Origin of the sequence: Candidatus Seongchinamella marina, assembly GCF_026262685.1 — a bacterium.
Taxonomy (GTDB): domain Bacteria; phylum Pseudomonadota; class Gammaproteobacteria; order Pseudomonadales; family Halieaceae; genus Halioglobus; species Halioglobus marinus.
Window position 1 is genome coordinate 439,433 of sequence record NZ_SHNP01000004.1, and the last position, 24,245, is coordinate 463,677.

General features: G+C 53.4%; 20 protein-coding genes. 7 read left to right on the forward strand and 13 right to left on the reverse strand.

Features of this window, described 5'->3' with window-relative positions:
• The first annotated feature begins 77 nt into the window (after positions 1-77).
• The 4 genes from EYC87_RS13295 (at position 78) to EYC87_RS13310 (ending at position 5,104) form a co-directional block, all read left to right on the forward strand.
• A complete protein-coding gene (locus EYC87_RS13295) occupies positions 78-1,415 on the forward strand; it encodes a M48 family metalloprotease (protein WP_279253306.1) in 1,338 nt (445 codons plus the stop codon).
• A complete protein-coding gene (locus tag EYC87_RS13300; protein WP_279253307.1) occupies positions 1,415-2,293 on the forward strand; it encodes a DMT family transporter in 879 nt (292 codons plus the stop codon). Before EYC87_RS13295 ends, EYC87_RS13300 begins: the two co-directional genes overlap by 1 nt.
• Positions 2,294-2,449: 156 nt before the next feature.
• Positions 2,450-3,682, forward strand: coding sequence for an HD-GYP domain-containing protein (locus EYC87_RS13305; RefSeq protein ID WP_279253308.1), 1,233 nt, complete (start codon positions 2,450-2,452; stop codon positions 3,680-3,682).
• A 123-nt stretch (positions 3,683-3,805) separates the two neighbouring features.
• The gene (locus tag EYC87_RS13310) at positions 3,806-5,104 is read left to right on the forward strand and encodes a serine hydrolase domain-containing protein (protein WP_279253309.1); all 1,299 of its coding nucleotides are present in this window, start codon (positions 3,806-3,808) and stop codon (positions 5,102-5,104) included.
• A gap of 13 nt (positions 5,105-5,117) precedes the next feature.
• Here EYC87_RS13310 and EYC87_RS13315 read toward each other — a convergent pair whose 3' ends face one another.
• The gene (locus EYC87_RS13315) at positions 5,118-5,672 is read right to left on the reverse strand and encodes a PadR family transcriptional regulator (RefSeq protein ID WP_279253310.1); all 555 of its coding nucleotides are present in this window, start codon (positions 5,670-5,672) and stop codon (positions 5,118-5,120) included.
• Positions 5,673-5,993: 321 nt separating this feature from the next.
• Here EYC87_RS13315 and EYC87_RS13320 point away from each other — a divergent pair, with 321 nt between their 5' ends.
• Positions 5,994-6,731 carry an NAD(P)-dependent oxidoreductase gene (locus EYC87_RS13320; RefSeq protein ID WP_279253311.1) on the forward strand — a complete coding sequence of 246 codons (738 nt, stop codon included), beginning with the start codon at positions 5,994-5,996 and terminating at the stop codon, positions 6,729-6,731.
• A 1-nt stretch (position 6,732) separates the two neighbouring features.
• Here the strand turns inward: EYC87_RS13320 and EYC87_RS13325 are convergent, their stop codons facing one another.
• The 8 genes from EYC87_RS13325 to EYC87_RS13360 all read right to left on the reverse strand — a co-directional run bounded on the left by EYC87_RS13325 (position 6,733) and on the right by EYC87_RS13360 (position 16,347).
• On the reverse strand, positions 6,733-7,164 hold the full coding sequence (locus EYC87_RS13325; protein ID WP_279253312.1) for a VOC family protein: 432 nt from the start codon (positions 7,162-7,164) through the stop codon (positions 6,733-6,735).
• Positions 7,164-10,292, reverse strand: a complete 3,129-nt coding sequence (locus EYC87_RS13330; RefSeq protein WP_279253313.1) for an efflux RND transporter permease subunit — start codon at positions 10,290-10,292, stop codon at positions 7,164-7,166. The genes EYC87_RS13325 and EYC87_RS13330 overlap by 1 nt, the downstream gene beginning before the upstream one ends.
• Positions 10,285-11,364 (reverse strand): efflux RND transporter periplasmic adaptor subunit, encoded by a 1,080-nt coding sequence (locus EYC87_RS13335; RefSeq protein ID WP_279253314.1) that lies wholly within the window; start codon positions 11,362-11,364, stop codon positions 10,285-10,287. The genes EYC87_RS13330 and EYC87_RS13335 overlap by 8 nt, the downstream gene beginning before the upstream one ends.
• Before the next feature lie 113 nt (positions 11,365-11,477).
• Positions 11,478-11,705 (reverse strand): 3'-5' exonuclease family protein, encoded by a 228-nt coding sequence (locus tag EYC87_RS13340; RefSeq protein WP_279253315.1) that lies wholly within the window; start codon positions 11,703-11,705, stop codon positions 11,478-11,480.
• Positions 11,706-11,827: 122 nt separating this feature from the next.
• Complete coding sequence (locus tag EYC87_RS13345; protein WP_279253316.1) at positions 11,828-13,735, reverse strand: DUF294 nucleotidyltransferase-like domain-containing protein; 1,908 nt, start codon at positions 13,733-13,735, stop codon at positions 11,828-11,830.
• A gap of 8 nt (positions 13,736-13,743) precedes the next feature.
• Entirely contained in the window at positions 13,744-14,208 is a 465-nt protein-coding gene (locus tag EYC87_RS13350; protein ID WP_279253317.1) for a hypothetical protein, read from the reverse strand.
• A 121-nt stretch (positions 14,209-14,329) separates the two neighbouring features.
• Positions 14,330-16,066 (reverse strand): sodium:solute symporter family protein, encoded by a 1,737-nt coding sequence (locus EYC87_RS13355; protein ID WP_279253318.1) that lies wholly within the window; start codon positions 16,064-16,066, stop codon positions 14,330-14,332.
• Between the two features lie 11 nt (positions 16,067-16,077).
• Positions 16,078-16,347, reverse strand: coding sequence for a DUF4212 domain-containing protein (locus EYC87_RS13360; RefSeq protein ID WP_279253319.1), 270 nt, complete (start codon positions 16,345-16,347; stop codon positions 16,078-16,080).
• A gap of 123 nt (positions 16,348-16,470) precedes the next feature.
• Here EYC87_RS13360 and recQ point away from each other — a divergent pair, with 123 nt between their 5' ends.
• Positions 16,471-18,285, forward strand: coding sequence for a DNA helicase RecQ (gene recQ / locus EYC87_RS13365; RefSeq protein WP_007228540.1), 1,815 nt, complete (start codon positions 16,471-16,473; stop codon positions 18,283-18,285).
• A gap of 5 nt (positions 18,286-18,290) precedes the next feature.
• Here recQ and EYC87_RS13370 read toward each other — a convergent pair whose 3' ends face one another.
• Positions 18,291-19,898 (reverse strand): sulfatase-like hydrolase/transferase, encoded by a 1,608-nt coding sequence (locus tag EYC87_RS13370; protein ID WP_279253320.1) that lies wholly within the window; start codon positions 19,896-19,898, stop codon positions 18,291-18,293.
• 136 nt (positions 19,899-20,034) lie between these two features.
• Between EYC87_RS13370 and arfB the strand changes: the two genes are divergently transcribed.
• Entirely contained in the window at positions 20,035-20,463 is a 429-nt protein-coding gene (arfB, locus tag EYC87_RS13375) for an alternative ribosome rescue aminoacyl-tRNA hydrolase ArfB (RefSeq protein ID WP_040540781.1), read from the forward strand.
• A gap of 24 nt (positions 20,464-20,487) precedes the next feature.
• Here arfB and EYC87_RS13380 read toward each other — a convergent pair whose 3' ends face one another.
• The 3 genes from EYC87_RS13380 to exaC all read right to left on the reverse strand — a co-directional run bounded on the left by EYC87_RS13380 (position 20,488) and on the right by exaC (position 24,211).
• A complete protein-coding gene (locus EYC87_RS13380; RefSeq protein WP_007228534.1) occupies positions 20,488-21,375 on the reverse strand; it encodes a ThuA domain-containing protein in 888 nt (295 codons plus the stop codon).
• 24 nt (positions 21,376-21,399) lie between these two features.
• On the reverse strand, positions 21,400-22,530 hold the full coding sequence (locus EYC87_RS13385) for an Rv3169 family protein (protein WP_279253321.1): 1,131 nt from the start codon (positions 22,528-22,530) through the stop codon (positions 21,400-21,402).
• Positions 22,531-22,690: 160 nt separating this feature from the next.
• Complete coding sequence (gene exaC / locus EYC87_RS13390) at positions 22,691-24,211, reverse strand: acetaldehyde dehydrogenase ExaC (protein WP_279253322.1); 1,521 nt, start codon at positions 24,209-24,211, stop codon at positions 22,691-22,693.
• Positions 24,212-24,245 lie beyond the last annotated feature (34 nt).

A 24,245-nucleotide genomic window follows, 5' to 3' on the forward strand; every position in this document is an offset into this window, starting at 1 on the left:
TTGCCTCGCTTTTATTCCTTGCAGGCTGTGTCACATCGGTGGTGAGTCCTGAACAGGAGATCAAGGCCGGTAGCGCAATGTCACAACAGGTTGCCAATCAGATAGGCGTCTACATGGATCCCGAATTGGAACAGTACCTGGACGCTGTTGGCCAGCGCCTGGTAGGAGCTCTGGGGGAGTCTCCCTATGCGTTCCAGTTCGTCATCGTTGACCAGTTTGAACCCAATGCCTTCGCTACCCCCGGAGGATTTATCTACGTCTCCCGAGGCTTGTTAGCACAAATGAACGACGAGGCAGAGCTTGCCGGAGTGCTGGCGCATGAAATCAGCCACGTCACCCAACGTCATCACGTACGTCAGGCTGGCCGCAGTATTGGCGCTAGCTTGTTTACGCTGCCCGGTCGTGCAGTAGGCATTGTCAGCAAGGACCTGGGCGATATGATCAATAGCCCGATCGAACATGCTGGGCAGGTTTACCTCTCATCGTATTCAAGGGGACAAGAGAGCGAGGCAGACGCCTACGGAATGCGCCTGGCCAACGCCGCAGGGTACGATGCTCTCGCCCTTGCAGACGCGCTGGATGGCATTGAAAGCAGTCTGTATTTACTAACCGGTGAGCATCACGAAGCCAATTACCTGGACACACACCCTACTACCCCAAAGCGGGTGGCTGACATCAACAAGCTGGCTGGTGGGTTAACCCTTGACCCTATGCCACCGCTGGCAGATCGGGCTCAGCTTTATCAAAAGCTGAATGGGCTTTGGTGGGGACCGCAAAATCCGCAGCAGGGAATATTCCAGGATAACCTCTTCCTCAGCGCTGACCTGGGACTGAGCGTTACCTTCCCTAAAGACTGGGAAAAAAATAATACCCCACGCGTTGTCGCTGCCATGGAGCCAGAAGGTAAAGCGTACCTGGCGCTGGGCAGTAATAGTGGCGAATTCAGTCCGGAAGGTTATGCAGCAGCACTGATTACCAAAATGCGCGATGGCACCGGTCTGCAACCGGATGTCAATCGCAGTTTTCAGATCGGTAACTGGCCAGCGCACCTGGTTCGCTACGACGACGCCAGCGAGGCCGAGACCGTAAGCCTTTATTACGTGTTCCTGAACACCGGGAAAAACAGTTTCACTTTCGTCGCCATGGGTTATGAACACCTCAGGGAAGCTCTGCGCAGCTCAGTGATGAGCATCGCCAAGCTAACGCCGTCGCAAGAAAAAAGTATCCGTAGCTTGCGCTTGCGCATTGCCGACATTGCACCCGGTGAATCCCTGGCAGACTGGGCCCAGCGCGTAAACAGTGACTGGTCAGCCGAGTTCATTGCCTCCATGAATGGGATTGACGACACTACAGTCAGGGGCAGCAATGGAGAGTCGCTGAAGTATGCTCGTGAAGAGCGTTACGTGGCACCCTAATGGCATTGGACCAGACTCGCCACGCCATCTATCTTTCGCTGATGATGGTCATTATCGCCAGCACCGCAGCAGTGGCGACAAAGTTTGCCTCTGCCAGGGTGAGCATTGAGGCCATAGTGACCGTTCAATACATGGTGTGCCTGCTACTGTGTCTGCCCCTGACATTGCGCGGTGGGCTTGCCCATATAAAGAGCTCGCGAATCGGATTGCATTTTTTTCGCGGGGCGGTGGGCGTACTCGGCTTTTATCTCTTCTACAGTGCGCTGGAACATATTCCCATGGTCGATGCGATGCTGCTGCGGCAGAGCGCACCCCTCACTGTCCCGCTGGTCATCTGGGCCTGGAACAGAGAACGCATAGCGGGCATCGACTGGCTACCCCTGGCCATTGGTTTTGCCGGCGTTTTGGTCATACTCAGGCCCAGCCCGGATGGGCTCAGCTGGTGGCATGCCGGCGGGTTTCTCTCAGCACTCTGCCTGTCCGTGTCTATGGTCGCCACCCACAAACTGGCGACTACAGAACCCTCGTCCCGAATACTGCTTTATTATTTTGTGCTGTCCCTGGCTTGCGTGGGGCCATTCAGTCTCAACGACTTCACCGGACTGCGCTGGCAAGAGTGGGCCGCTATGGTCTACGTGGGCATTGCCATTTACTTCACTCTGCTTCTCTACACTCGGGCATACGCCATGGCACCCGCTCATGCCATTGCTCCGGTTAACTACTTCGCCGTCGTTATGGCCGCTTTCTGGGGTTGGTTGATCTGGGGACAGGTTCCTGACGGATGGTCGCTGGTAGGCAGTGCTCTGGTCATATTGGGAGGCCTAATAACCATTTATCTGGCCAAAAGCGCGTTCAGCCGCTCCGCCGCTAGCATCTAATCCGTTTAACATGTTGTTTTTTATAGCAATTAGGAAAAATATCTAGGTTTTTACCCGTTTCAAGAGATCATCAAAAAGTCGAGTTATTTCAGACAACACACTTCCAATCAGGTATTTTTCGTTCTACACCACGGTTTTTACTAGGGGGCGAGCGCGATGCTCCAAACGGTAAAGGTCCCAACATCGGACCTTTCGAAAGGCATGTTCGTCAGTGGCCTCGACAGGGACTGGCTGGGCACGCCATTTCTCACCCAGGGCTTTTTGCTGGAAAGCGACGAGGATATTACCCGTGTTCGCGACTACTGCAAGCATGTTTGGATTGATATTCATAAGTGTGTCTACGTCAGCCCCACTTTGGCACGTCACGCCAAGGGAGAAAGACCGCGTATTCCCATACCTGAAATCTTCAAAGATCGAGAGTTAAGCGACTACGCCGAAGAAACCGCATGGAAAGACGAGCACCCAAGAGCGAGCAAAGCTCTCGACAATTTGCTTAACGATATTACCGACATTTTTGATCAAGCAGCAGACAGCGGCAAGCTGGATGCCGTTAAGCTTAGAACTTCTGCCGACCCCATCGTTGGCAGCATCGCCCGCAACCCGGATGCCTGCCTCTGGCTTGGCCGACTAAAAAAACACGACGAATACAGTTACCAGCACTCGCTCAGCGTGGCTATTTGGGCGGTCGCATTAGGTAGACAGATAGGCTTGCACAAAAGAGACCTGCGCTCCCTGGCTATTGGCGCCATGCTGATGGATGTGGGCAAGCTACTGGTGGACCCTGAACTGCTCAGGGCCGACCGCGATTTAACCGAAGAAGAAACCAAGGAAATGCGCCACCACGTCGCCCACGGCGTCCACCTGGTAAAGAAGAGCGGCATCATCAACCAGGATGTGCTCGACATGGTGGGTTTCCATCACGAGCGCTATGACGGCAGTGGCTACCCGCGAGGTTTAAGGGGCGACGAAATTCCCACTTTCGCGCGCATCGCCGCCATCGTGGATACCTATGACGCAATTACTTCAGACCGCTCCTACGCCGAAGCAAAGGCACCCTCAGAGGCGGTTAAGGTTCTCTATGAGGCCCGAGACAAACAGTTCCAGGCGGAGTTGGTGGAAGCATTTATCCAGGCCGTTGGTATATACCCGGCCGGCACTATTGTAGAGCTTACCTCTGGTGAGATTGGCATTGTTGTCGCTGAAAGCCGCACCCGACGCCTGCTTCCCAAAGTAATCCTGGTGCTGAATCGCAAAAAAGAAGAGTACCCCCGCCCCAAGCTGGTAGACCTGCAAGACACGCAGGGACGCTATCAGGACAAGCCAATCTCAATATCCAGGAGTCTCGAGCCCGGCGCCTACGACATAGATATTGGCCGCTACAAGTTCTAGAACGGACCTTTCATGCTCGCAGCCTAGTCCAGATATTGGGTTCGTCAGCAGAATAGTGACAGGACTATTATCAGACGTATATTCGTAATACCCTGACCCAAACGTGAGCAGGGGCTAAAGTGCATGATCCTCGGGCAATTTCGCAAGAAGATAAACAGCCATTTCAATGCCACCCCCATTCCTCGGGACCTGGATGAAATCACCAGCATTGACCGGGCCAACGAAGTCATACCCGCTGAAGCTGGTTTAAGCCAGGCCGCCGTTAATGCTATCTGGGCGGACACCCTGAGCCTCTATCGCACCGGCATGTATCCCATGCTCAGCATCTGCATGCGACGCCACGGAAAAATCATACTGAACCGCAGTATCGGTTACCAAAGCGGCGATGCAGACAGTGAAGACGCCATCATCGGCGACTTGAATACACCCATTTGCCTGTTCTCCGCATCTAAGGGCGTGAGTGCAATGTTGCTCCACTTGTTGGCAGAGCAAGGAAAAATTCACCTTCTGGACCCGGTGAGCTACTACATTCCGGAGTTTTCACAAAAGGGCAAAGGCTTCATCACCATTTATCAGTTGCTGGCCCATCGCGCCGGCGTGCCTGGTTTAGGTGAGAATGGCGATGCGGCACTGCTATTTGACCGCGAGGCAGCGCTGGCGGCAATCTGCGCAGCAGACCCCATTGACAACCTTGGCAGAACATCCGCTTACCATGCAATTACCAGTGGATTTATCCTCGATGAGCTCATCCGCCGAACCACCGGTATGACCGCACAACAGTATTTGAGCAAGCACATCAGCAGGCCAATGGGCATGCGCTACTTCCGTTACGGCCTCACAAAGAAAGACATGAAAAAAGCCGCGGTCAATCGCTTTACGGGCTTGCCTCTGGGCCCACTGGGGCCCCGCATCAAAGACGCTTTGGGACTGGACTACAGCGAGGTAATCCCTCTCACCAATACCGAGGAATTCAAGGGCGCAGTGCTACCGTCCGGCAATATGTATGCTACCGCCGAAGAAGCCAGTCGATTTTTTCAAATGCTGCTCGATTATGGTGAGTACAAGGGAAAACAGATCTTACAACCGCTCACAATTCACCGCGCAATACAGGAATCTGGTAAGGCTCAGATGGACGCATCACTAGGCCTGCCTATGCGCTACAGCCCAGGCTTTATGCTGGGGGGCAATCCGGCGGGTATTTACGGCAGGAACAGCCACTACGCCTACGGACATGTGGGGCTGTCCAACGTTTTTGTCTGGGCCGACCCGCAGCGGGATATTTCCGTGGCGATTCTCAATAGCGGTAAACCGGTGCTAGGCAAACACCTGGCTGCCCTTCCCCGCCTGTTGTTCAGCATCCCAAAAAACTGTCCCACCGTGAGAGACATGCACGAAGAATCACTGGAGTTTCTCGCCAGCTAACGACGCGCTGCGCCTAATGGCCGGCGCTGCCAGTGACCGTTGCCAACAGAGTTAAAGCTTCATCGCACCAGGATAAAAACTGTTCTCCCTGATGAATACCCGATGCCAGCGCCAGATACACTCCCTTGTGACGTACTGGCAAACTACCGGGGTCATCGTAGTGACGACGCCTGATTGCTTCATACAGGTACAATCGCTGCATCACTTCTTCACGGCGATGGGTGATTTCACCGATGACGTGCTCGACGTTGTCGTCGCTGAGGTTATAGAGCTTTAATAATAACTCGTCTTTGGTTGGCTGAACCTTGGTAGGCCCGAACACCCAGTCCGCTAGCGCCTCACGGCCGGCGAGTGTTAGCCCATAGACGTTCTTATTGGGCTTGCCCGATTGATTGACTTCTCTTTTGTTCAGCCAGCCTTTAGCAGCAAGCTTGCGCAGCTCCTGATAGATTTGCTGATGGGTTGACTGCCAGAAGAAGCCCATGGATTTCTCGAAATCACGGGCCAACTCGGAGCCGGAAAGGTCGGCATCCAACAGGGAGGTCATTATTGCCTGGGCGAGAGCCATGGCGGGATCCACTCGAAGTTCGTTATTATCATCATAGACCCTGTAGCTATTAGTGCAAAAAATTGCATCGATTACCTCATTTTTCCTCGCCTGTCACAATCAGACCAGCGCCACCGCGCGTGCTCCCTCTACCAGCAATGCTGCCCAATTTTGACGACATCGAATTTGCTTGATAAATTGCCTCCGCGAGCTGCAGGAAACGCTAGCATCATAAGGCCCTCTTATCGTCAGGCCTCCCGCATATGTTGGCGAGAATTAGCGCGCTAAAAGAAGGTCCAGGCATCCATGTTGCGAGCGTTCAATCAGCTATTCAGGTTTTTATTGATAATCATCTCCTTGGCCCTTGTGGGGGCCTGTGCCGGATCACAGCAGCGATTATCAAACGACGAAATCTTCGCCACTAGCAAGCCCGCCAATCAACACACCACGATCGCGCTGCTCGGCGGCACCGGCATGGTAGGTGGCCATATTCTCCAACAGGCACTGGCTCAGGGCTACGATTTACGCATCCTGTCCCGATCACCCGAGAAGCTGGCCTACCTGGGAGAACGGGTAACGATAGTCCAAGGCGATGCGCGCGACCCGCAGGTCATTGAAACCCTGTTGGAGGAGAGCGACGTGGTGATCAGTGCCATCGGCCCCGGTAGTAACAAAAAATCAGCCCCCGATCTGACGAGCACAGTTAGTCGGAACGTGCTCGCAGCGATGGCAAAACAGAACATTGAACGCTATATCGTGATTTCAGGCGCTGCAGTAACGATGCCGGGGGACCGGCGCAATGCCACTGGCTGGCTGATGCGCCAATTGGCCAAACTCCGCTTCGCCTCGTTACTCAAAGACCGACAGGCGGAATATGAATTGCTGTTAAGGAGTAGCGCCAAGTGGACCCTGGTACGCTGCCCGTTGATTGAATCCAGCAATTCTGAGAGCACCGCTAACGTGTCCCTGCTCAGCCCACAGAGCTTTCACCTGAGGGCGGGCGAGCTCAGCCGTTTTGTAATCGACCAGATTTTTTCAGACACCTATGCTCGTCAGGGGCCTTTCGTTTACAGCAGGTAACTCATGTGGCAAAAAGCTGCTCATCAATATTTCGGAACGCCTTAAACTCTAGGGCATTGCCCGATGGGTCACTGAAAAACAGGGTAGCTTGTTCCCCCGGTTGCCCTTTAAACCTGATGTAGGGTTCGATAATAAACTCACTAACCACCGCTCGAGCCGTCTCGGCAAACGCTTCCCATTGATCCAATTCCAGTACCACCCCAAAGTGGGGCACCGGCACGCCATGACCGTCCACCTCGTTGGCGATGCTGGCAATGCTGCCTTGTGGGCCTATGCTGGCATTGAGGTGAGTGACAAATTGATGCCCAAACATATTGAAGTCTATCCACTGGTCACTGCTTCGCCCTTCTGAAAACCCCAGACCGGCGCCGTAAAAGTCACGTGCTTCATCGATGTCCCGCACCGCTACGGCAATGTGAAAGGGGGTTAACATTAGGCAGGATCCCTGGTGAAAAGTGCCTTGATGTCCCTGCCCACAAAATAAAGCACAGGCACCAACACAAGCGTCACAAAGGTCGCAAACAATACCCCGAACGCCACTGACACCGCCATGGGTTTCACAAACTGAGCTTGAATTGCGGTTTCCAACTGTATCGGCACCAGGCCAATAAACGTCGTAATCGATGTCAACACCACGGGGCGGAATCGCCTTACGGCGCCATTTATTACTGCCTCTCGCCAGGCTTCGTCTCTATCGTTGAGACGATGGTTGATATGATCAACCAGTACGAGGCTGTCGTTCACCACAATACCGGTAAGACCAATCATGCCTATCGCCGACAAGACACTGACATCACTCCCAACAATAAAGTGCCCCAGAACAGCGCCGGTTAACCCGAAAGGAATCACCGACATAATGATCAGGGGTTGACCATAACTGCGCAGCGGCACCGCTAACGCAGCATAAATCATCACCAGAATTGCGAGAAAACCGAATTTAAGCGAACTGGTAGATTCTGCCTGATCTTCCGCTTCCCCGCTCAAGCGCTTACTGACCTTGGTATAGCGAGCCAAAATGTCAGGCAAAACCTCGCTAGTGATACGCTGGTTAACTTCTCCAGGCTCCACCACGGCTTTGTCCAGATCTGCTTTTACGTTCACCACTCGCTGGCGATTAAAACGATTGATCACACTGACCCCAGTCTGTTCTTGAGCCGTGCCCACCACATCGAACGGCACCTTGCCGCGACCGGGCACCTCAATCCAAAGCAGATGTAACGCATCAAGCGACTGGCGATGTTCTGCTGGTAAGCGCACATATACCCGAACTTCATGCCGGCCACGTTGGACACGTTGAATCTGAGCGCCAAAAAACGCCTGGCGTACCTGTCTTGCAAGCTCCACCTGTCCAAGACCCAATGCTTCACCCTCGGCACTCACCCTGATATCCAGTTCGGGCCCTCCGGCATCAAAGGTATCGCGTATGTCTGACAGGCCATCAAACCGAGTGAGTGCCACTTTTAACTCCGAAGCTGCACTGCGCAGTTCCCCAAGGTCATTTCCTGCCAGCTCGATATCCACGGGGGCACCACCGGGTCCGGAGTTGGCATCGACAATTAATGACTGAATACCACTGAGCTCGCCCAAAGCCTCTCGAAACCACTTGCCCAGCGTCACTGACGAAACGATACGACGCTCACTAGGCAGAAGATCCAGCCAGAGTTCGGATTCAGTGTCAGAGTTAGACAGCGTTAACATTTCAGCGATGACGCTCTCGTCGCTGCCAGTCTCCAGTCGATAGCGTTCGTCCATTTCACCAGCGGCTTGTTCGATGCGTAAGGCGTATTCATGTGTTTTCTGCCAGGGCGTCCCGTTGGGCATTTTAAGATCAACCCGAATGGAATCAGACGGCACGTTGGGGAAGAAAACAAAGCGCACAATACCGGCAGGCACCAGTGCCAAACAGACCAGAAGGCCACCTACGAAAATCGCCACGCTGACATAGCGATAGTTCACGGCCCACTGCAGCAATGGCCGATAGACCTCTTCACTGAAGCGCACCAAGCCGCCTGCACAAGCCTGCTGTATGTTTCTCAGAAAACCAAGCGGCGATCGGCCGTCAGAAGGCTTTGGATCGATACGAATGTGACGCAAGTGCGCTGGCAAAATCAGCTTCGTCTCAATCAGAGAGAACATCAGGCTAAGCACCACCACCGGCACAATTACAGAAACCAAGCGACCTATGCCCTCTGTTAAAAGGGCTGCCGGCGCGAAGGCAATCATGGTCGTCAGGGCGCCGAAAACGGTGGCAACCGTCACCCTGCGGGTGCCCCGTACAATGCTATCAACCCCTTTACGTTCTTCCTCCAACTGGGCGTAGGCACTTTCCGCAGTCACAATGCCATCATCCACCAACATACCCAGTACTAAAATAAAGCCAAAGACCGAGAATATGTTGATTGTGAGACCGGTATTAAAGACATCGAGCACCATCAATGCCCCGAGGAAAGAGAACGGCACGCCAAGAATCACCCAGAATGCGAGCGAGGTATTCAGGAACAGGGCAAGAAAAATCATCACCAACACCGCGCCCTGGGCTGCGCTCTTGAGCATCAGGTTAATACGCCCTTTCAGAATCACGCTGCGATCAGCCCATGCCGTAATTTCAACACCCGGTGGTAATTCCGCTTTTTTCCCAGCAACAAGCGCTCGCAAATTGTTGGTCATGGCAAGCACATCCTGATTACCCACCCGATCAACGACCAGGGTTACGGAGCGTTTCCCATTAAGCCGGGTAAGCACCGGCTGCTCCTCAAAGCCATCGCGAACAGTGGCTATATCACCCACACTCAGCACTGTGCCATCACTGCGTGTTACCAGTGTCAGGTCGGCAAATTCTTCGGCGGTATAAGCTTGTCCCACTGAGCGCAGAGTGATTGAGCCCTCATCGGTCCGCAGCTTGCCACCCGGCAGATCTCGGGAGCGCTGCTGCACCGCAGAGACCACATTATCGAAACTCAACCCGTACCGACGCAGTGCCGTATCAGAGACCTCGATAGATATTTCGTAGTCCCGGGCGCCGCGCAGAGCCACCTGGGTAATCCCGGGTATGTTCAACACCTCATCGCGCAGGTTATCGGCCAAGTCCTTCAACTGATACTCGTCAAGATCGCCATAGACACTGACGTTCATGGTGCGAGTCCTATAGAGGACTTCATCGACAATAGGTTCTTCAGCATTGGCCGGGAAAGAAGCGATACCATCCACACGCGTTTTAATCTGCACCAGGGCACGCGAAATGAGCGTACCCGCCTCCATTTGCACAGTGACGGTGCCAGAACCTTCACGAGAGACCGAAGATATTTCTTTTACGCCGACTAGATCGAGCACTTCTTCTTCGATGATCCGAACGATTCCCGCCTCGACTTCCTCCGGTGAGCTACCGGGATATGGCACGGTAATGGTGACCCGCTCAGTGGGAAAGGACGGAAAAACCTCCTTGGTGAGGTTATTGATCGCAGCAAGGCCGCCTATCATGACCACTAGCATCAACAGATTGGCCGCCACCGGGTTGTTGGCCATCCACGCGATGACCCCACGCTCCTGCCCCATTTCAGCCATCTATCTGAACCGCCATGCCATCGACCATCAGGTCCAGCCGACTGAGAACCACACGGTCTCCCGGCTGCAGTCCTTCACCAACGATAACAGTGTCGCCTTCCCGCCGAATCAGGGTGACATCCCGGCGAGCAAGCTTTTCGTCGGTAACAACGTAAACATAGTTTTGCTGGTGCAACGCAGAGCGAGGCAGTCGAACCGCATTGGGTATCGCATTGCCTTCAAAGCCGGCCTCGACGAATAGCCCCATCGCAAGAATATGCGAGTGCAAGTCCTTGTCGTAAGGCTGGTCAACCTGGGCGACCAGGAAGAAGACCCGGGTTTGCTCATCGACCCGCCTTTCCAGGCGGGCGAGGCGCGCCTGCCAGCTATGTTGCACGTTACCAAAAGTCGCGGTCAGCGTAAGCTCTTGCCACTTGCCCTCGGCATCCTGACCGTACTTCACAAAAGGCACATCCGAAGCGAGCAGCGGCAGTCGCACCTCCGCTACCCCGGTACTCAACAACTTCATCAATGCAGAGCCCGCTTGCACGTATTGGCCAAGGTCTACCCGTTTAATATCCACCACCGCATTAAAGGGTGCCCTCACTTCTGTATTGGCAAGGTCTGTTCTGGCCTGCCGCAAACGATCCTTTGCTGCGACCACACCTGCTTCTGCCTCAGCAATCGCGGCCTTCTTGACCAGCACCTTCACCTCAGCAAGCGAAAGCTCTGCGCTGGCCAACGATGCCTCAGCCTCGGAGCGCGCCACCTCATAATCAATGGGATCGATACGCAACAACAGTTGGCCCTCAGCGATCTCCTCGCCCTGGAGAAAACCCGGATCAACCCAGATGACTCGTCCCGACACTTCAGACACCAGCTCGATGTTTCGCCGCGGCGTGACTATGCCGCGAGATTCCATCTCCACCGGCACAGGACCTGGCTGCACCTCCCGAACCTCGACAACGGGCACCGTAATAGTGCTCTCTCGTTGCGGTAAGGGTGGCCTGCTATTTATCAGCGCATAAGCTGTAAGAGCGGCTACCGCTAATACCAACAGAGGGACAACCAGGTTTTTAACCAGCCTCGACATAATTATTTTCGCCACACAGCCATTTGATGGAAATACTTGCCTAATGCATAGTCTACGCGAGAACCCAAAGATTGGGTGTGTCTGTCAGTAAAAGAAATGTGAAGTGGCACTGGCTATGACAGCTCACTCACTGAGAAAGTCTCGCCCACACTCCGGTGTGCCGCCATCGCTATCAGCAACTCTGCTGTCGCCAGAGCATCCAGCAGGGCATTGTGGCCGTGAACGTGCAGCAGATTATAGCGACTGCGGCAGTCCTGCGAGTGCAGTGCCCCGGGTTCTATGATCCGACCATGTCGCCTGAGCAACGCTTCTTCCTGCAATAAAGTGCCCACCACAGGCATCAATAACGGCGTCTTGCGCCAATCTGCCTTTTAGGATGGTTTGGGCTGTTGCCAGCATTGCAGCAACGCTGTTCTCGTCATCCGATGACCATATGCGAGGCGCTGCGCTCGCAATTGCCACATTAAGCCATTCCCGCTCGGTAGGTTTGCCTAATAGCTGACTGAGCTTCATCAATAATAGTAAATGCGTCTCGCAACTGCTCTCTGGCCATCTTCGGCAGATCGCGAGGGTTCAGGAAATTCGAAACACTTTCGCCACGCATAACCTGCTCGCACTGATGCGTGATTCGCAAGTGCTGGATGAAGTGCAGGGCATCGGCAAGGTTCCGACTATTGGTGATTGTCAGATGCTTCTCCGCCGCCAGTGCCTTGAGACGCTCATCGGTGTTAACCGCAGAAATCTTGTGCGCCAGTGCGTGCAAACGAACAATTTCAGTCAGAGGCAGTACGCCTCGTTTTTTTAAATCTAACTCCTTGCGGTGCTCTCCGTCACGATCTACCACAAAGCGACGAAAAATACCCAGAGGCGGCCTGGCCTCCAGTGCATTAGCGCACAAAGCCGCCAGAAAAATCGAGTTTTGCGATGCTTGCTCAAGCATGGTCTCTTGCAAACGGTCTGCCAGAGAGCAATCGCCATAAATACAACGCACATCGAAGAATATACTCACCCGCATCACCGCGTCCTGCGTAGGTGAACGAGTCCATCGACGCACAGTATCCTGCCAGGTGACCAGTGGCTGACACCATTCATCGGTCATTGCCATAATGCCACCGGGACAATGCACGTAACCGCATTCACTCAAAGCATCACAAACAAATCGTGCCAGCTTCTCAAACCAGGGGAGTTGATCGGCAGTCACTGCGTCAGAAATCACCAACCCATTGTCCTGGTCAGCGCCTAGCAGTTGCTCTGACCTGGCCTGGGAACCAAAACCGGCCCAACACCACGGCACCGGAGCTGGGCCAAATTGTTCCTCTGCCAACTGAATCAAGCGAATGGTGATTGCATCGGATACAGCGGTTAAAATCTGGCTCACTTGCTGGGCCCGCATGCCAGAGTTAACCCACTGAATCATCAGCTTAGACATCCCGGAAACTAACTGTTTTATACTATTTACATCGGCTTGCCGCGAAATATGCTGTACCAGATAAACTGGGTCATCCTGTTTCGACAGTACTAAATCCGAGGTTGTTACTATGCCGGCTGTCTCACCATTTATTTTTACCGGCAGATGGTGAAATCGACCCTGAGTCATTAGCAAGGTGGCTGCAAAAACAGTCTCCTGCCCCTCGACCCATTCTGGATTTGCCGTCATTACCTGACTTACCGGTGTTTCGGGAGCCAGAGCTTTCGCCACTGCACGTACTCGCAAATCTCGATCAGTAACAATGCCCAGCAAATCCGTATTCTTCACCACAAAAGCGGAAGATACCCTGCGCTTAGCCATGGCTTGAGCCGTTCCCTGAACCGTGGCGGATGGTTCCATCATGAGCAAGTTGGTGCTCATCAGCGTGTTCACTTGCTGCATCATGGTATTGGGTTCAGGCTGGTAGCGAGCCGCCCTGCGCAAGCGCCGGTTTCGTTGCCCACTAAAGTACCGATCAAAACTCCGATCGTTCTTCCGCAAACCTCTATACACATCGTCGGGCACGAAATAGACCAGGGCATCCTCAATAACGGTGGCTATCACCGCCCCCCGTTCAGCATTTAAACCGATAATATGAAAGCTCTCGCCTTCGCCGAGTCTATCCAGCAATTTATTATCACTATTGCGCAACTCCACGGCGCCGCTGCGTATAATTCGCAGTCCTTTATCAGGCGTATCTGCGCTAAAACTCTCGCCTCGGCAGTGGTACTGCACCAGAATTTTTGCAACACAGGGATAGAGGATACTCGCAGGCAGCTCATTAAACGGCAGAGTTTGCCGAATGAATTCAGCAACCGTCACTAGTTCTGGCGTACCAAGCGCGTCAATGTGGTTGGCATGCTCTCGATCGTATGCGTGCTGCGTTGATATTTTGTCACTCATGAGACAGCTTAGCCTCTTGGTTGCAAAAAAGTCGTAGACGCATCGGCGAAATAGCTGCTGCCATCTGCACTAGCCGCAATTCGAATGCGCTCCGCAGGCCCTGGCTGCGCCTTCAGGGCGATGCGCCACTCCAAGCCATTGCCATCAGATGCTCTCATAGCGACCGGTATGGGATTCGTGCCCGCTGCGCTGACTGCCAGTACCACGCCCTCCAGGGGATGAGTAGAAGTCAGGAGAATCTCCGAGCCGACAGTGCCATCCTGCAGAGTAAGGCGAAATTTAAAATCTTCATTCTCCAGGTCGCAGGCACCACTGTCATAGCGGCAGTTACTTTTTTCCAGCAGCGGATAAGATTGGCCCGGCTGCGCCAATTGAGGTTGTTCACCGGTGAACTGGCCAACGCCAACCCAAGCCAGTATCGAAAGAATGGGGGCTACAATGATGGCAATGACTACATGCTTATTCTTGAACACTGAATGCCGCTCCGATCGATGGTGCACTGCTATCCAGGAATACCAGATACCAGCGAGACAAGTTTAGGCCAGCGTCAAGACGCTGCAAAGCGGCGCCTCCCTGATAATGGTCATGCTGATTTTAGTGCGCATTCGCCTCGCCAGAACCCACGGGCACACGGATATGTTCTACTAAATCCTGAACTTCCTGCGGAGGTTCAGACGTTGCTCTGGACACCACAAAGGCTACCGTGAAGTTGACTGCTGCACCAACAACGCCAAAGGCATTGGGCTCGATACCCAAAAACCAGTTGGGGAGGGTGTCACCGAGGAACGCGGTATCCGGGATAAACATGATGCCCTTGTGCTGGAACACATAAAACAAGGTCACACCAATGCCGCCAACCATGCCAGCGATGGCACCTTCTTTGGTAATGCTCTTGGAGAAGATACCCATCATCAGCGCCGGGAAAATCGAGGATGCTGCAAGTCCAAAAGCGAGGGCGACGGTTCCCGCGGCAAACCCCGGCGGATTGAGCCCCAGGTAACCCGCTCCAGCAATAGCAAACGCCATTGCTATTCGAGAGGCATTCAACTCCGCTTTCTCACTGATGTTTGGCGTCAGAATACCCTTGAGCAAGTCATGTGAGATCGCTGAAGAAATTGCCAGTAACAGACCCGCGGCGGTCGATAGCGCAGCAGCGAGACCACCGGCGGCTACCAGCGCAATCACCCAGTTGGGCAGCTTGGCAATTTCCGGATTGGCCAAAACCATAATGTCATTATCAATCTTGACCATCTCGTTGACTTCCTTGTCCGCAGAATACTGGATTCGACCGTCGCCGTTTTTGTCATCAAAGTTCAGTAGACCGGTTTTTTCCCAGTTCTTGAACCAGACAGGGCGATCTTCAATGATCAAACCCTGGCCATCTTCACCACCGAGGGTGTCAATCAAGTTCAGACGAGCCATACCCGCTACTGCAGGGGCAGTCGTGTAGAGGATTGCGATGAATACCAGCGCCCAACCCGCAGAAGAACGTGCATCTTTAACTTTAGGCACAGTGAAAAAACGGATAATAACGTGAGGCAAACCCGCCGTGCCAATCATCAATGACATGGTATAGGCGAACATATTAATACCACTCAATCGCACATTGGTCGTGTACTCTTTAAAGCCGAGGTCTGTAACCACCATATCGAGCTTGTCCAGCAGGTAGACATCGGTGCCGACCAACGTGCTTCCCAGGCCGAGCTGAGGCACTGGATTGCCGGTCAATTGCAGGCTGATAAAAATAGCAGGAATGGTATAAGCCAGAATCAGCACGCAGTACTGGGCGATCTGGGTATAGGTTATACCCTTCATACCGCCCAGCACGGCGTAGAAGAAAACGATCGTCATGCCTACATAAAGTCCAGTGTCGTAGTCCACTTCCAGGAAGCGGGAAAACGCCACACCAACACCTTTCATCTGGCCGATAACATAAGTGACAGAGCAGATAATGAGGCAAATCACTGCAACAGTGCGCGCTGAGTTGGAGTAGAAACGATCACCAATAAACTCTGGCACCGTAAATTTTCCGTACTTACGCAGGTAAGGCGCAATCAGCATGGCGAGGATGACATAACCGCCGGTCCAGCCCATCAGGAACACCGAACCACCATAGCCTCCGTAACTCAGGGCTATAAGGCCAGCCATAGAAATAAACGATGCAGCAGACATCCAGTCTGCTGCAGTGGCCATACCGTTTTGAATGGGATGAATACCACCGCCTGCGACATAAAAATCTTTTGTCGATCCTGCGCGGGCCCAGATGGCGATTCCAATATAGAGGGCAAAGGTAAAGCCCACGACAACATACGTTAATGTTTGCAGGTCCATGCCAGAGTTCCCTATTCGTCTTCTTCCACACCAAATTCTTTGTCCAGCGCGGCCATCCTCTTGGCATAATAGAAAATCAATCCTACAAATACGTAAATTGAACCCTGTTGTGCGAACCAGAATCCCAGCTGATAGCCGCCAATCTTAATCTGGTTGAGCACATCAACCAGAATAATGCCGAAGCCATAGCTGACGATAAACCAGATTGTCAGCAGCTTGAGCATCAAGGACAAATTGCGGCGCCAATATTCTTTACCCTGCTCTTCATTGAGTGGGGACATCACACACCTCCTGTTGGTGTTGTTATCATTAACTACCATCCAGATATTACTCCAGATGCTCTCTACTTACTCTTAAACCTTAATCTGGCAGGGCTACCCAAAAGGCATATATACTCTCCAGCAATGACCAGCGCTCAGCATATTCTAAAACATACCTTCGGCTACGACCGTTTCCGCCCTCCCCAGGATGACATCATCAACGCCGTTGTTAACGGCCAGGATGCTCTGGTACTCATGCCCACCGGTGGCGGAAAATCATTGTGTTACCAGATCCCGGCTCTGGTTCGCCCCGGTTGCGGTGTAGTGATATCACCCCTGATCGCGCTTATGCAGGACCAGGTCAGTGCGCTGAGGCAGCTGGGGGTGAAGGCGGCTTTTCTTAACTCCACTCTCGAACCGGGTCAGGTAGCACAAATTGAACAGGACCTGCTACAAGGGCAACTGGATCTGCTCTACATCGCCCCTGAACGGCTGACTCAGGCGCGCAGTATAGAACTGCTACAAAGGGCGCCGATTTCACTGTTTGCAATCGATGAAGCACATTGCGTGTCCCAGTGGGGCCACGACTTCAGAGCCGATTACCTGCAACTGAGCCTGCTGCACCAGCAGTTTCCCAGTATTCCCCGCATTGCCCTGACTGCCACTGCTGACGAACGCACCCGCAAGGAGATCATTCACAGACTCGATCTCGATAGCGCCGATCAGTTTATCGCAGGGTTCGACCGACCCAATATCCGTTACCGAATCAGTCTGAAGCAGAATGCCAAGCAGCAGTTGTTGGGTTTCCTGAAGGAGGAACATCCCACCGACGCGGGTATCGTCTACTGCCTTTCCCGCAAAAAGACCGAAGACATCGCTTTTTGGCTGCAAGAGCAGGGCTTCAACGCACTGCCTTACCACGCCGGTTTGGACGCCCGAATTCGGGCTGATTACCAATCCAGGTTTTTGCGGGAAGATAGCGTCATCATGGTGGCCACGGTGGCCTTTGGTATGGGTATAGACAAACCGGACGTGCGTTTTGTGGCTCATCTGGACATGCCTAAAACAGTAGAGGCCTACTATCAGGAAACGGGGCGTGCTGGACGCGATGGCTCGCCGTCCAACGCCTGGATGGTGTATGGCTTACAGGACGTCATTAAACTGCGGCAAATGGTCGAGTCATCAGACGGCAGTGAAGAGCACAAGCGCGCTGAACGCCATAGGCTCAATGCAATGCTTGGCCTTTGCGAAATCACATCCTGCAGGCGACAGAGCTTGCTCAAGTATTTCGGCGACATTTTGGAGCAACCCTGTGGCAACTGCGACAGCTGCCTTGAACCTGTAGATACCTGGGACGGCACAGAGGCTGTCCGCAAGGCGCTGTCGGCTGTTTATCGCACGGAGCAGCGCTTTGGCGTTAATCACTTAATCGATGTATTACGCGGTGGCGAGGGTGAAAAAATCTATCAGTTCGACCATCATCGCTTGGCAACTTACGGCCTGGGGAAGGACCTTGACGCTAACCAGTGGCGTTCGGTGTTCAGACAATTAGTAGCACGCGGTTACCTGCGCGTTGATATGGACCGATTTGGTGCACTGCGCTTGGAAGAACAGTGCAGGCCGCTATTGCGCGGTGAAGAGACCATCCAGTTACGCAGGGATGTTCCCAAAAAAGCAGGGAAGCAAACGACCAAAACAAGTCTGCCCGCGGACATAAACGTTGCCCTTTGGGAAGCGCTTCGGGAGCGGCGCAGAGAGCTGGCTGAAGACCAGGGCGTCCCTCCCTATGTCATCTTTCACGACCGCACATTGCAAGAAATGTGTGTCGCATTGCCACAGAATCTGGCCCAGTTTGGCCGTCTGACCGGTGTGGGGGAGCGCAAGCTCGACAAATACGGTGCCGATTTCATTCAGGTAATTGAAAACCACCTCGCAGAACAGCCCGCTTCCACCGCTTAAACGGGCTACTTACACAGCCCGCCACCCAACAGCTCGTATGGCTCACAATTATAAATCAGGCGCCCTGCTTCGCCGTGCTGAAAATCCAGGGGTTTTAAGGCAAATGCAGGGGGCATGCCGGGTGCCGAAACAGCCTGAGTTTCTTCAAACGAGCGCGGGTACGTCGCCCAGTCTTTCGGCGCACGCCAGCCCGGTGGCGGCACCAGTTCAGATCGCGCACCGGCTACAGGGTAGAGTGTGCGCCAATAATGAATTTTTCCCGCCAGGCTTTCGACGACCCTGGGGAACTGCGCAGCGAGGTTATTGTGTTCATTCGGGTCTTCATTAATGCGGAATAAATAGTTCGTCACCGTCGCTGACAACAACCCCTGCTGAACTTCCTGTACCAGTTTCCAGTGGTCATTAAACGCGGTTAGCATGAAGGAACCGCGGATGGGTGTTTCTGAGGCAAAGTACAACAACTCTTCACGGGGAATGGTTTTTCCTTCTGCCAGGGCAGGCCACATGCTCCTCCCATCCAGCTCAAACTGATCGTTGGCTGGTTTTACTCCGGCAGCTTGTGCCAGCGTTGGAAATACGTCCATGGCACTCATAATCTGATTCATTTTTTTACCCGATGCCAGACCATCGGGCCAACGCATTAATGACACCACGCGTATTCCACCCTCCCATGTCTCTCCCTTGCCGCCGCGCAAAGGGACGTTATCGGCTCCGCCGGTCGCATAAGCTGCACCGCCGTTATCGCTGAAAAACAACACAATCGTATTGTCAGCAATTTTTTCTTCATCGAGAGTCTTTAGCACTCGGCCAATCGCCTGGTCCATACCATCCACTACCGCGGCATACATTGGTCTGGCGCTGTCTCTGCCCATCACGCGACTTATTTTACGGGTCTCATCAGTATTTTTGCTGCGGGCCGGTCGGCGCTTATCCTCCAGGTCAGCGTACTTTTCTATTAAATCATCTGGGGCATCCAGAGGAGTGTGCGGTGCAATGAAAGGCATGTAGACGAAGAAAGGCTTTTCTTGATCACGCTCGCGAATATAGCGAGACACCTCGTCAGCCAGTAAATAGGACTCATAGCCTTGTTTCTCGATGGAGACGCCGTTTTCCTGAAAGTCCTTACCTCCTTGGTTAGCAAACGGTGGAAAATAGCCAACTTCCGTGTGCAGGTGCCCATAAAAGTGTTCGAAACCACGAGCGTTTGGGTGATATGCCTGCAGGGAGTGACCCAGATGCCATTTGCCGACCATCGCTGTTTGATAGCCGGCAGCCAAAAAGCTTTGCGGCATAAAGTGCTCTTGTGGGTGGATGCCAAGATTGGTCCACGGCATGATGACAGCATAGGATACGCCCAGCCGCATTGGGTCGCGCCCTGTCATCAGCGCTGCCCGGGTGGGAGAGCATATCGGCGTAGTGTAAAAACGAGAAAGCTCCATTCCCTCCGCAGCAAGGCGATCCAGTGAGGGAGTATCGATTTCTCCACCATGAAAGCCCACGTCAGCCCAGCCGAGATCATCGGCCACCATGACAATAATATTGGGACGCTCCGTCGCGTGAACTGAGGCACTCAGCACAACGAAGCTTGAAAACAGAATGATAATCAGGCGCATCGGTTCGGCCTCACTGGTGGGTTTTATTTGGGACTAGCATCTCATAAGTTAGCAACGCTGGTAGTAAAGAAGATAACTTGATTGACCCATAGTGATGATCAGCGTAGTTTTTTATACCCGCCAACAAGGAACGCTCATGAGCGGTTTACAAATATCCAGTGCCGTTGCCCTGCCACTAGAAGAGGTAGAGATCACTGCTATACGCGCTCAGGGGGCTGGAGGCCAGCACGTAAATAAAGTGTCGTCGGCTATTCACTTGCGCTTTAACATCGCCGATTCCTCGCTGCCCGAGTTTTACAAGCAACGTCTAACGAGGCAGCGCGACAACCGCATATCCAACGATGGGGTTATTGTCATCAAAGCTCAGCGCTTTCGCAGCCAGGACAAGAATCGAGCAGATGCTTTAGAACGTTTGCAAGACTTGATACGCAGTGCTGCCGCTATCCAGAAAGCGCGTCGACCGACCAAGCCTACTCGCAGTTCAAAAAAGAAAAGAGTAGACGGCAAGACACGCCGAGGGAAAGTAAAATCGTTGCGTGGAAAGGTTCGCGACAGGGATAGCTGATTCAGGCGCGATAGGGACCCTGACTCACTGGAGCGCGGTGTCTGTCTTTCGGCACGGCTGATCAGAATCTATTAGCCAGATCAGCGCACTCTGCAGAAGTTGCAGGTGCTGAGGCGCTTCAAAGGCCTCTTTCTGGTGACCCAGAGCGCTATAGACAGTTTTCCCCTGCCCCAAACAATTCGTCCATACCACCGGGTGATCGCCCATCCGCAAATCTCGTTCAAAACCCGGGCCATTCTGGATCGGTGAGTAACTACTCTCGTCGATAGTCATCAGAACATTAAAGCCCCTGGCTCGCGGCGAACGCTCCCAGGAATACCACTCTTCTTCATGCTCCCAAGTTGCAGGAAGGCCCTGAGCCACGGGATGGCCTGGGGACTCAACCTCAACGCGGGCGACCTGGAATTGCGGTCCGAGAATATGAGCGGTGAAGTCAGCGCCGATCAGGTTCTGCCCGTACCAAGACCAGCCTTTGTGCGAACCGTCTCCCGCAGCATGTATCCCCAACCAGCCGCCGCCAGCGACCAACCAGCTTTCGAAAGCTGCTTCCTGCGGCTCACTCAGCATATCGCCCGATGCATTGAGAAATACGACTGCGGAGAACTTTGCCAGTTGCTCTGAATTAAACACAGCCCCGTTTTCAGTCGCAAATATTGACCAGTCATTGTTGTCGCCGATAGTTTCCAAGGCCCGCAAACCGCCTGCAATACCGTCTCGATGTCGAAACGAATTGGTCTTGCTAAAGACCAAGATCGCTGGCTGCTGAAGGTTAGCGGGCAGGCGGGGTGCCTGGCTGTCATGCTGATCGTTTGGAAAAATCAGATTCCATGCGCCTACATACCATGCACCTAAAAGTGCTGCGCCTGATAAGGTGAGCAGGGTAAACAGCAATAGCAAGGCAAGCTTCTTCATAGCGTATCTCTAGGCAACGATGAACTAAGTCGCTCCGTCAAACCAATCTGCGAAACCGTGACTCGCTGAAGGGCCAATATGCATCTGCTCCAGCACACCATGGCCAATCTTGTCGCCGCAGCGCGCGATGACAATCTGCTGAATATGAAGATTCTCCAAGGCCAGCGGATCCAGGTCGCTATCCGTCCAACTCTCGCCAGATATGACGAGTTCCCCATGCCACTTGCCATGCCCCCATTCAGGGTGCTGATAACCCAGTCCCTTCATGCGATGGAGCATTACCGGCTCCAAACTGATTTCAAGGCTCTCTCCCGACTTGTCGTTCATGGTGATGACCGCGGAACTGGCACGCCGGGTGCCCGCAATCATATTCAGCTTGTGTTCAACTTTGCCATTCCAGGTGCGGGCGGCAGGGTCATTGGTCCCGGGAATTTCATCCATGCTGGCATAGTGTGGCAGGAAACCCTGGTCTGTGTGCCACTGGTAGCCTTCACCGTCCTCAAACCAACCGGCTAGACTGCATTCGTCTTCCCAGTGAATAGGGGCCCAGTTGAAGTGAACCGCCTGGAACTCAGCCAGCGGAGCGCCGCCAGTGTAGGCATCGCCGACAGGGCGAATGCCCCATGAGCGATCCTTGATTCCAAAAGTTGTAGCGCCGTCTACCACCAATTCTTTGCCATCGTAACGAATCCACCCTGACCAAAAACCAAATTGATCCAGGCGAGTCGCGTCCATCACAACATGACGTTCGTTGCGCAAGGTTTGGCGCCCTTCCTCAAGACAGGACGTGCGAGGGGTGAACAAGAGATCGCAGGAAATTCCAGTTTCGTTGTCTGCAATAATCAACCGGTGCCTACCCATTGGTTCGAGTATCTGCAATTCCATCGGCCCAATACTAAGATCCGTTGGCTCATGGGGCGCTCGGCAAGAGCCGTGAAAAGCGTATTGCCTGCCATCGATGGCGAGACTCAGGCTGCCATCAAGGATGCCCAGGTTAGGGTAGCGACACATGCCGACCCCAAAATAGAAGCTGCCGTCTTTTGCGTGAGCGTTATACCAGTACCGATCGTAATGAAAACGATCGCTGGAGGCGGTGTGGAAAATGGGCTGGACCGTCTGGTGAATCGGGTAGTCGTCTAACTTGGACAGCATCATCTGTCTCCATAATAGTTAACTGTACGCCCGCATAGTAGACAAGCGAGCCATCACTGAACAGCCATCTATTTGTACCGCAGGCAAGTCTTTATAAAACAGCGGCACCTTTCTGGCTCCGCTGCCTTGTAGGTCTGTTATTGGTGTCGCTTTATTTCTTTGTCTAAAAGAAGCCCAGCGGATTAGTATCATGGCTGACCAACATATTCTTGGTCTGCTGGTAGTGTTCCAATGCCATCTTGTGGGTTTCTCTACCGATGCCTGACTTCTTGTAACCTCCAAAAGCGGCATGGGCAGGATAGGCGTGATAGCAATTCATCCACACCCGCCCCGCTTTGATACCCCTGGCCATACGGAAGGCCCGATTGGTATCCCTGGTCCAGACGCCCGCCCCCAACCCATACTCGGTGGCGTTAGCTATCGCGAGGGCTTCCTCCTCAGTCTTGAAACTGGTCAGGCCCAGAGTGGGACCAAAGATTTCCTCCTGGAACACACGCATATCATTAGTCCCCTGAAGCAGCGTAGGCTGAATGTAATAACCCCCTGCGATATCACTGGCAACCTCTGCCCTGTCGCCGCCGATCAGGAACTTGGCGCCGTCCTGCCGGGCAACCTCCATATAGCTCATAATCTTATCGAATTGTTCCTTGGACGCCTGGGCGCCTATCATGGTCTCGGTATCCAGCGGACTTCCTTGTTCAATGTTCCTCGCGCGCTCCAGCACCCTTTCCACAAAGTCGTCGTAGATACTTTCCTGTATCAAGGCTCGGGACGGGCAAGTACATACCTCCCCCTGATTGAAAAAGCCCAGCAACACGCCCTCGACGCATTTACTAACGAAGTCCTCCTCCTGCTGCATGATGTCTTCAAAGAAAATACTGGGCGACTTACCGCCTAATTCGACGGTGGAAGGAATCAGGGTTTTCGCCGCATTTGCCAGAATCAAGTGCCCTACTGCCGTTGACCCGGTAAACGCAATTTTGGCAATACGATTTGAACTGGCCAAGGCTTCACCAATTTCCTCACCATAGCCGTTGATCACATTCACCACCCCATCGGGCAACAGGTCCCCAATCATTTCCATCAACACCAGAATGGATGCGGGAGTCTGCTCAGCCGGCTTTAAAACCACACAATTACCCGCTGCCAGGGCCGGCCCAAGTTTCCAACCCGCCATCAGAAGCGGGAAATTCCAGGGAATGATTTGACCGACCACGCCTAATGGTTCATGAAAATGATAGCTGACTGTATTGGCATCAATCTCTGCCGCGCTCCCCTCTTGCGCCCTGATACACCCGGCGAAGTAGCGAAAATGATCCACTAGTAACGGAATATCTGCATTGAGTGTTTCGCGAATGCTCTTGCCATTGTCCCAGGTTTCCACATAGGCCAGGGTTTCTAGGTTTGCTTCTATCCGGTCTGCAATTTTAAGCAACACATTGGAACGTTCTGTGGCAGACGTCTTACCCCAGACATCAGCGGCAGCATGGGCAGCATCAAGGGCCGCGGCAAGGTCTGGGTCACCAGATCGAGGAATTTCACAGAATGCCTGTCCGGTCACTGGAGTGATGTTCTCGAAGTAGTTTCCGGAGGCCGGCGCAACCCACTGACCGCCGATAAAGTTTTCATATCGTGACTTGAAGGTAAACAGTGCATCTTCACTGCCTGGCATAGCGTACAGCATGACTGGCTCTCCTGAGCTGTTGTAGTTAATGACA

Bases quoted from the DNA above. Each gene is read 5' to 3' on its own strand.
- EYC87_RS13295 (WP_279253306.1), top strand. From the start codon at position 78: ATGTCACAACAGGTTGCCAATCAGATAGGCGTCTACATGGATCCCGAA.
- EYC87_RS13300 (WP_279253307.1), top strand. From the start codon at position 1,415: ATGGCATTGGACCAGACTCGCCACGCCATCTATCTTTCGCTGATGATG.
- EYC87_RS13305 (WP_279253308.1), top strand. From the start codon at position 2,450: ATGCTCCAAACGGTAAAGGTCCCAACATCGGACCTTTCGAAAGGCATG.
- EYC87_RS13310 (WP_279253309.1), top strand. From the start codon at position 3,806: ATGATCCTCGGGCAATTTCGCAAGAAGATAAACAGCCATTTCAATGCC.
- EYC87_RS13315 (WP_279253310.1), bottom strand. From the start codon at position 5,672: ATGGCTCTCGCCCAGGCAATAATGACCTCCCTGTTGGATGCCGACCTT.
- EYC87_RS13325 (WP_279253312.1), bottom strand. From the start codon at position 7,164: ATGTTAACCCCCTTTCACATTGCCGTAGCGGTGCGGGACATCGATGAA.
- EYC87_RS13330 (WP_279253313.1), bottom strand. From the start codon at position 10,292: ATGGCTGAAATGGGGCAGGAGCGTGGGGTCATCGCGTGGATGGCCAAC.
- EYC87_RS13335 (WP_279253314.1), bottom strand. From the start codon at position 11,364: ATGTCGAGGCTGGTTAAAAACCTGGTTGTCCCTCTGTTGGTATTAGCG.
- EYC87_RS13340 (WP_279253315.1), bottom strand. From the start codon at position 11,705: ATGCCTGTGGTGGGCACTTTATTGCAGGAAGAAGCGTTGCTCAGGCGA.
- EYC87_RS13345 (WP_279253316.1), bottom strand. From the start codon at position 13,735: ATGAGTGACAAAATATCAACGCAGCACGCATACGATCGAGAGCATGCC.
- EYC87_RS13355 (WP_279253318.1), bottom strand. From the start codon at position 16,066: ATGGACCTGCAAACATTAACGTATGTTGTCGTGGGCTTTACCTTTGCC.
- EYC87_RS13360 (WP_279253319.1), bottom strand. From the start codon at position 16,347: ATGTCCCCACTCAATGAAGAGCAGGGTAAAGAATATTGGCGCCGCAAT.
- recQ (WP_007228540.1), top strand. From the start codon at position 16,471: ATGACCAGCGCTCAGCATATTCTAAAACATACCTTCGGCTACGACCGT.
- EYC87_RS13370 (WP_279253320.1), bottom strand. From the start codon at position 19,898: ATGCGCCTGATTATCATTCTGTTTTCAAGCTTCGTTGTGCTGAGTGCC.
- arfB (WP_040540781.1), top strand. From the start codon at position 20,035: ATGAGCGGTTTACAAATATCCAGTGCCGTTGCCCTGCCACTAGAAGAG.
- EYC87_RS13380 (WP_007228534.1), bottom strand. From the start codon at position 21,375: ATGAAGAAGCTTGCCTTGCTATTGCTGTTTACCCTGCTCACCTTATCA.
- EYC87_RS13385 (WP_279253321.1), bottom strand. From the start codon at position 22,530: ATGATGCTGTCCAAGTTAGACGACTACCCGATTCACCAGACGGTCCAG.
- exaC (WP_279253322.1), bottom strand. From the start codon at position 24,211: ATGCTGTACGCTATGCCAGGCAGTGAAGATGCACTGTTTACCTTCAAG.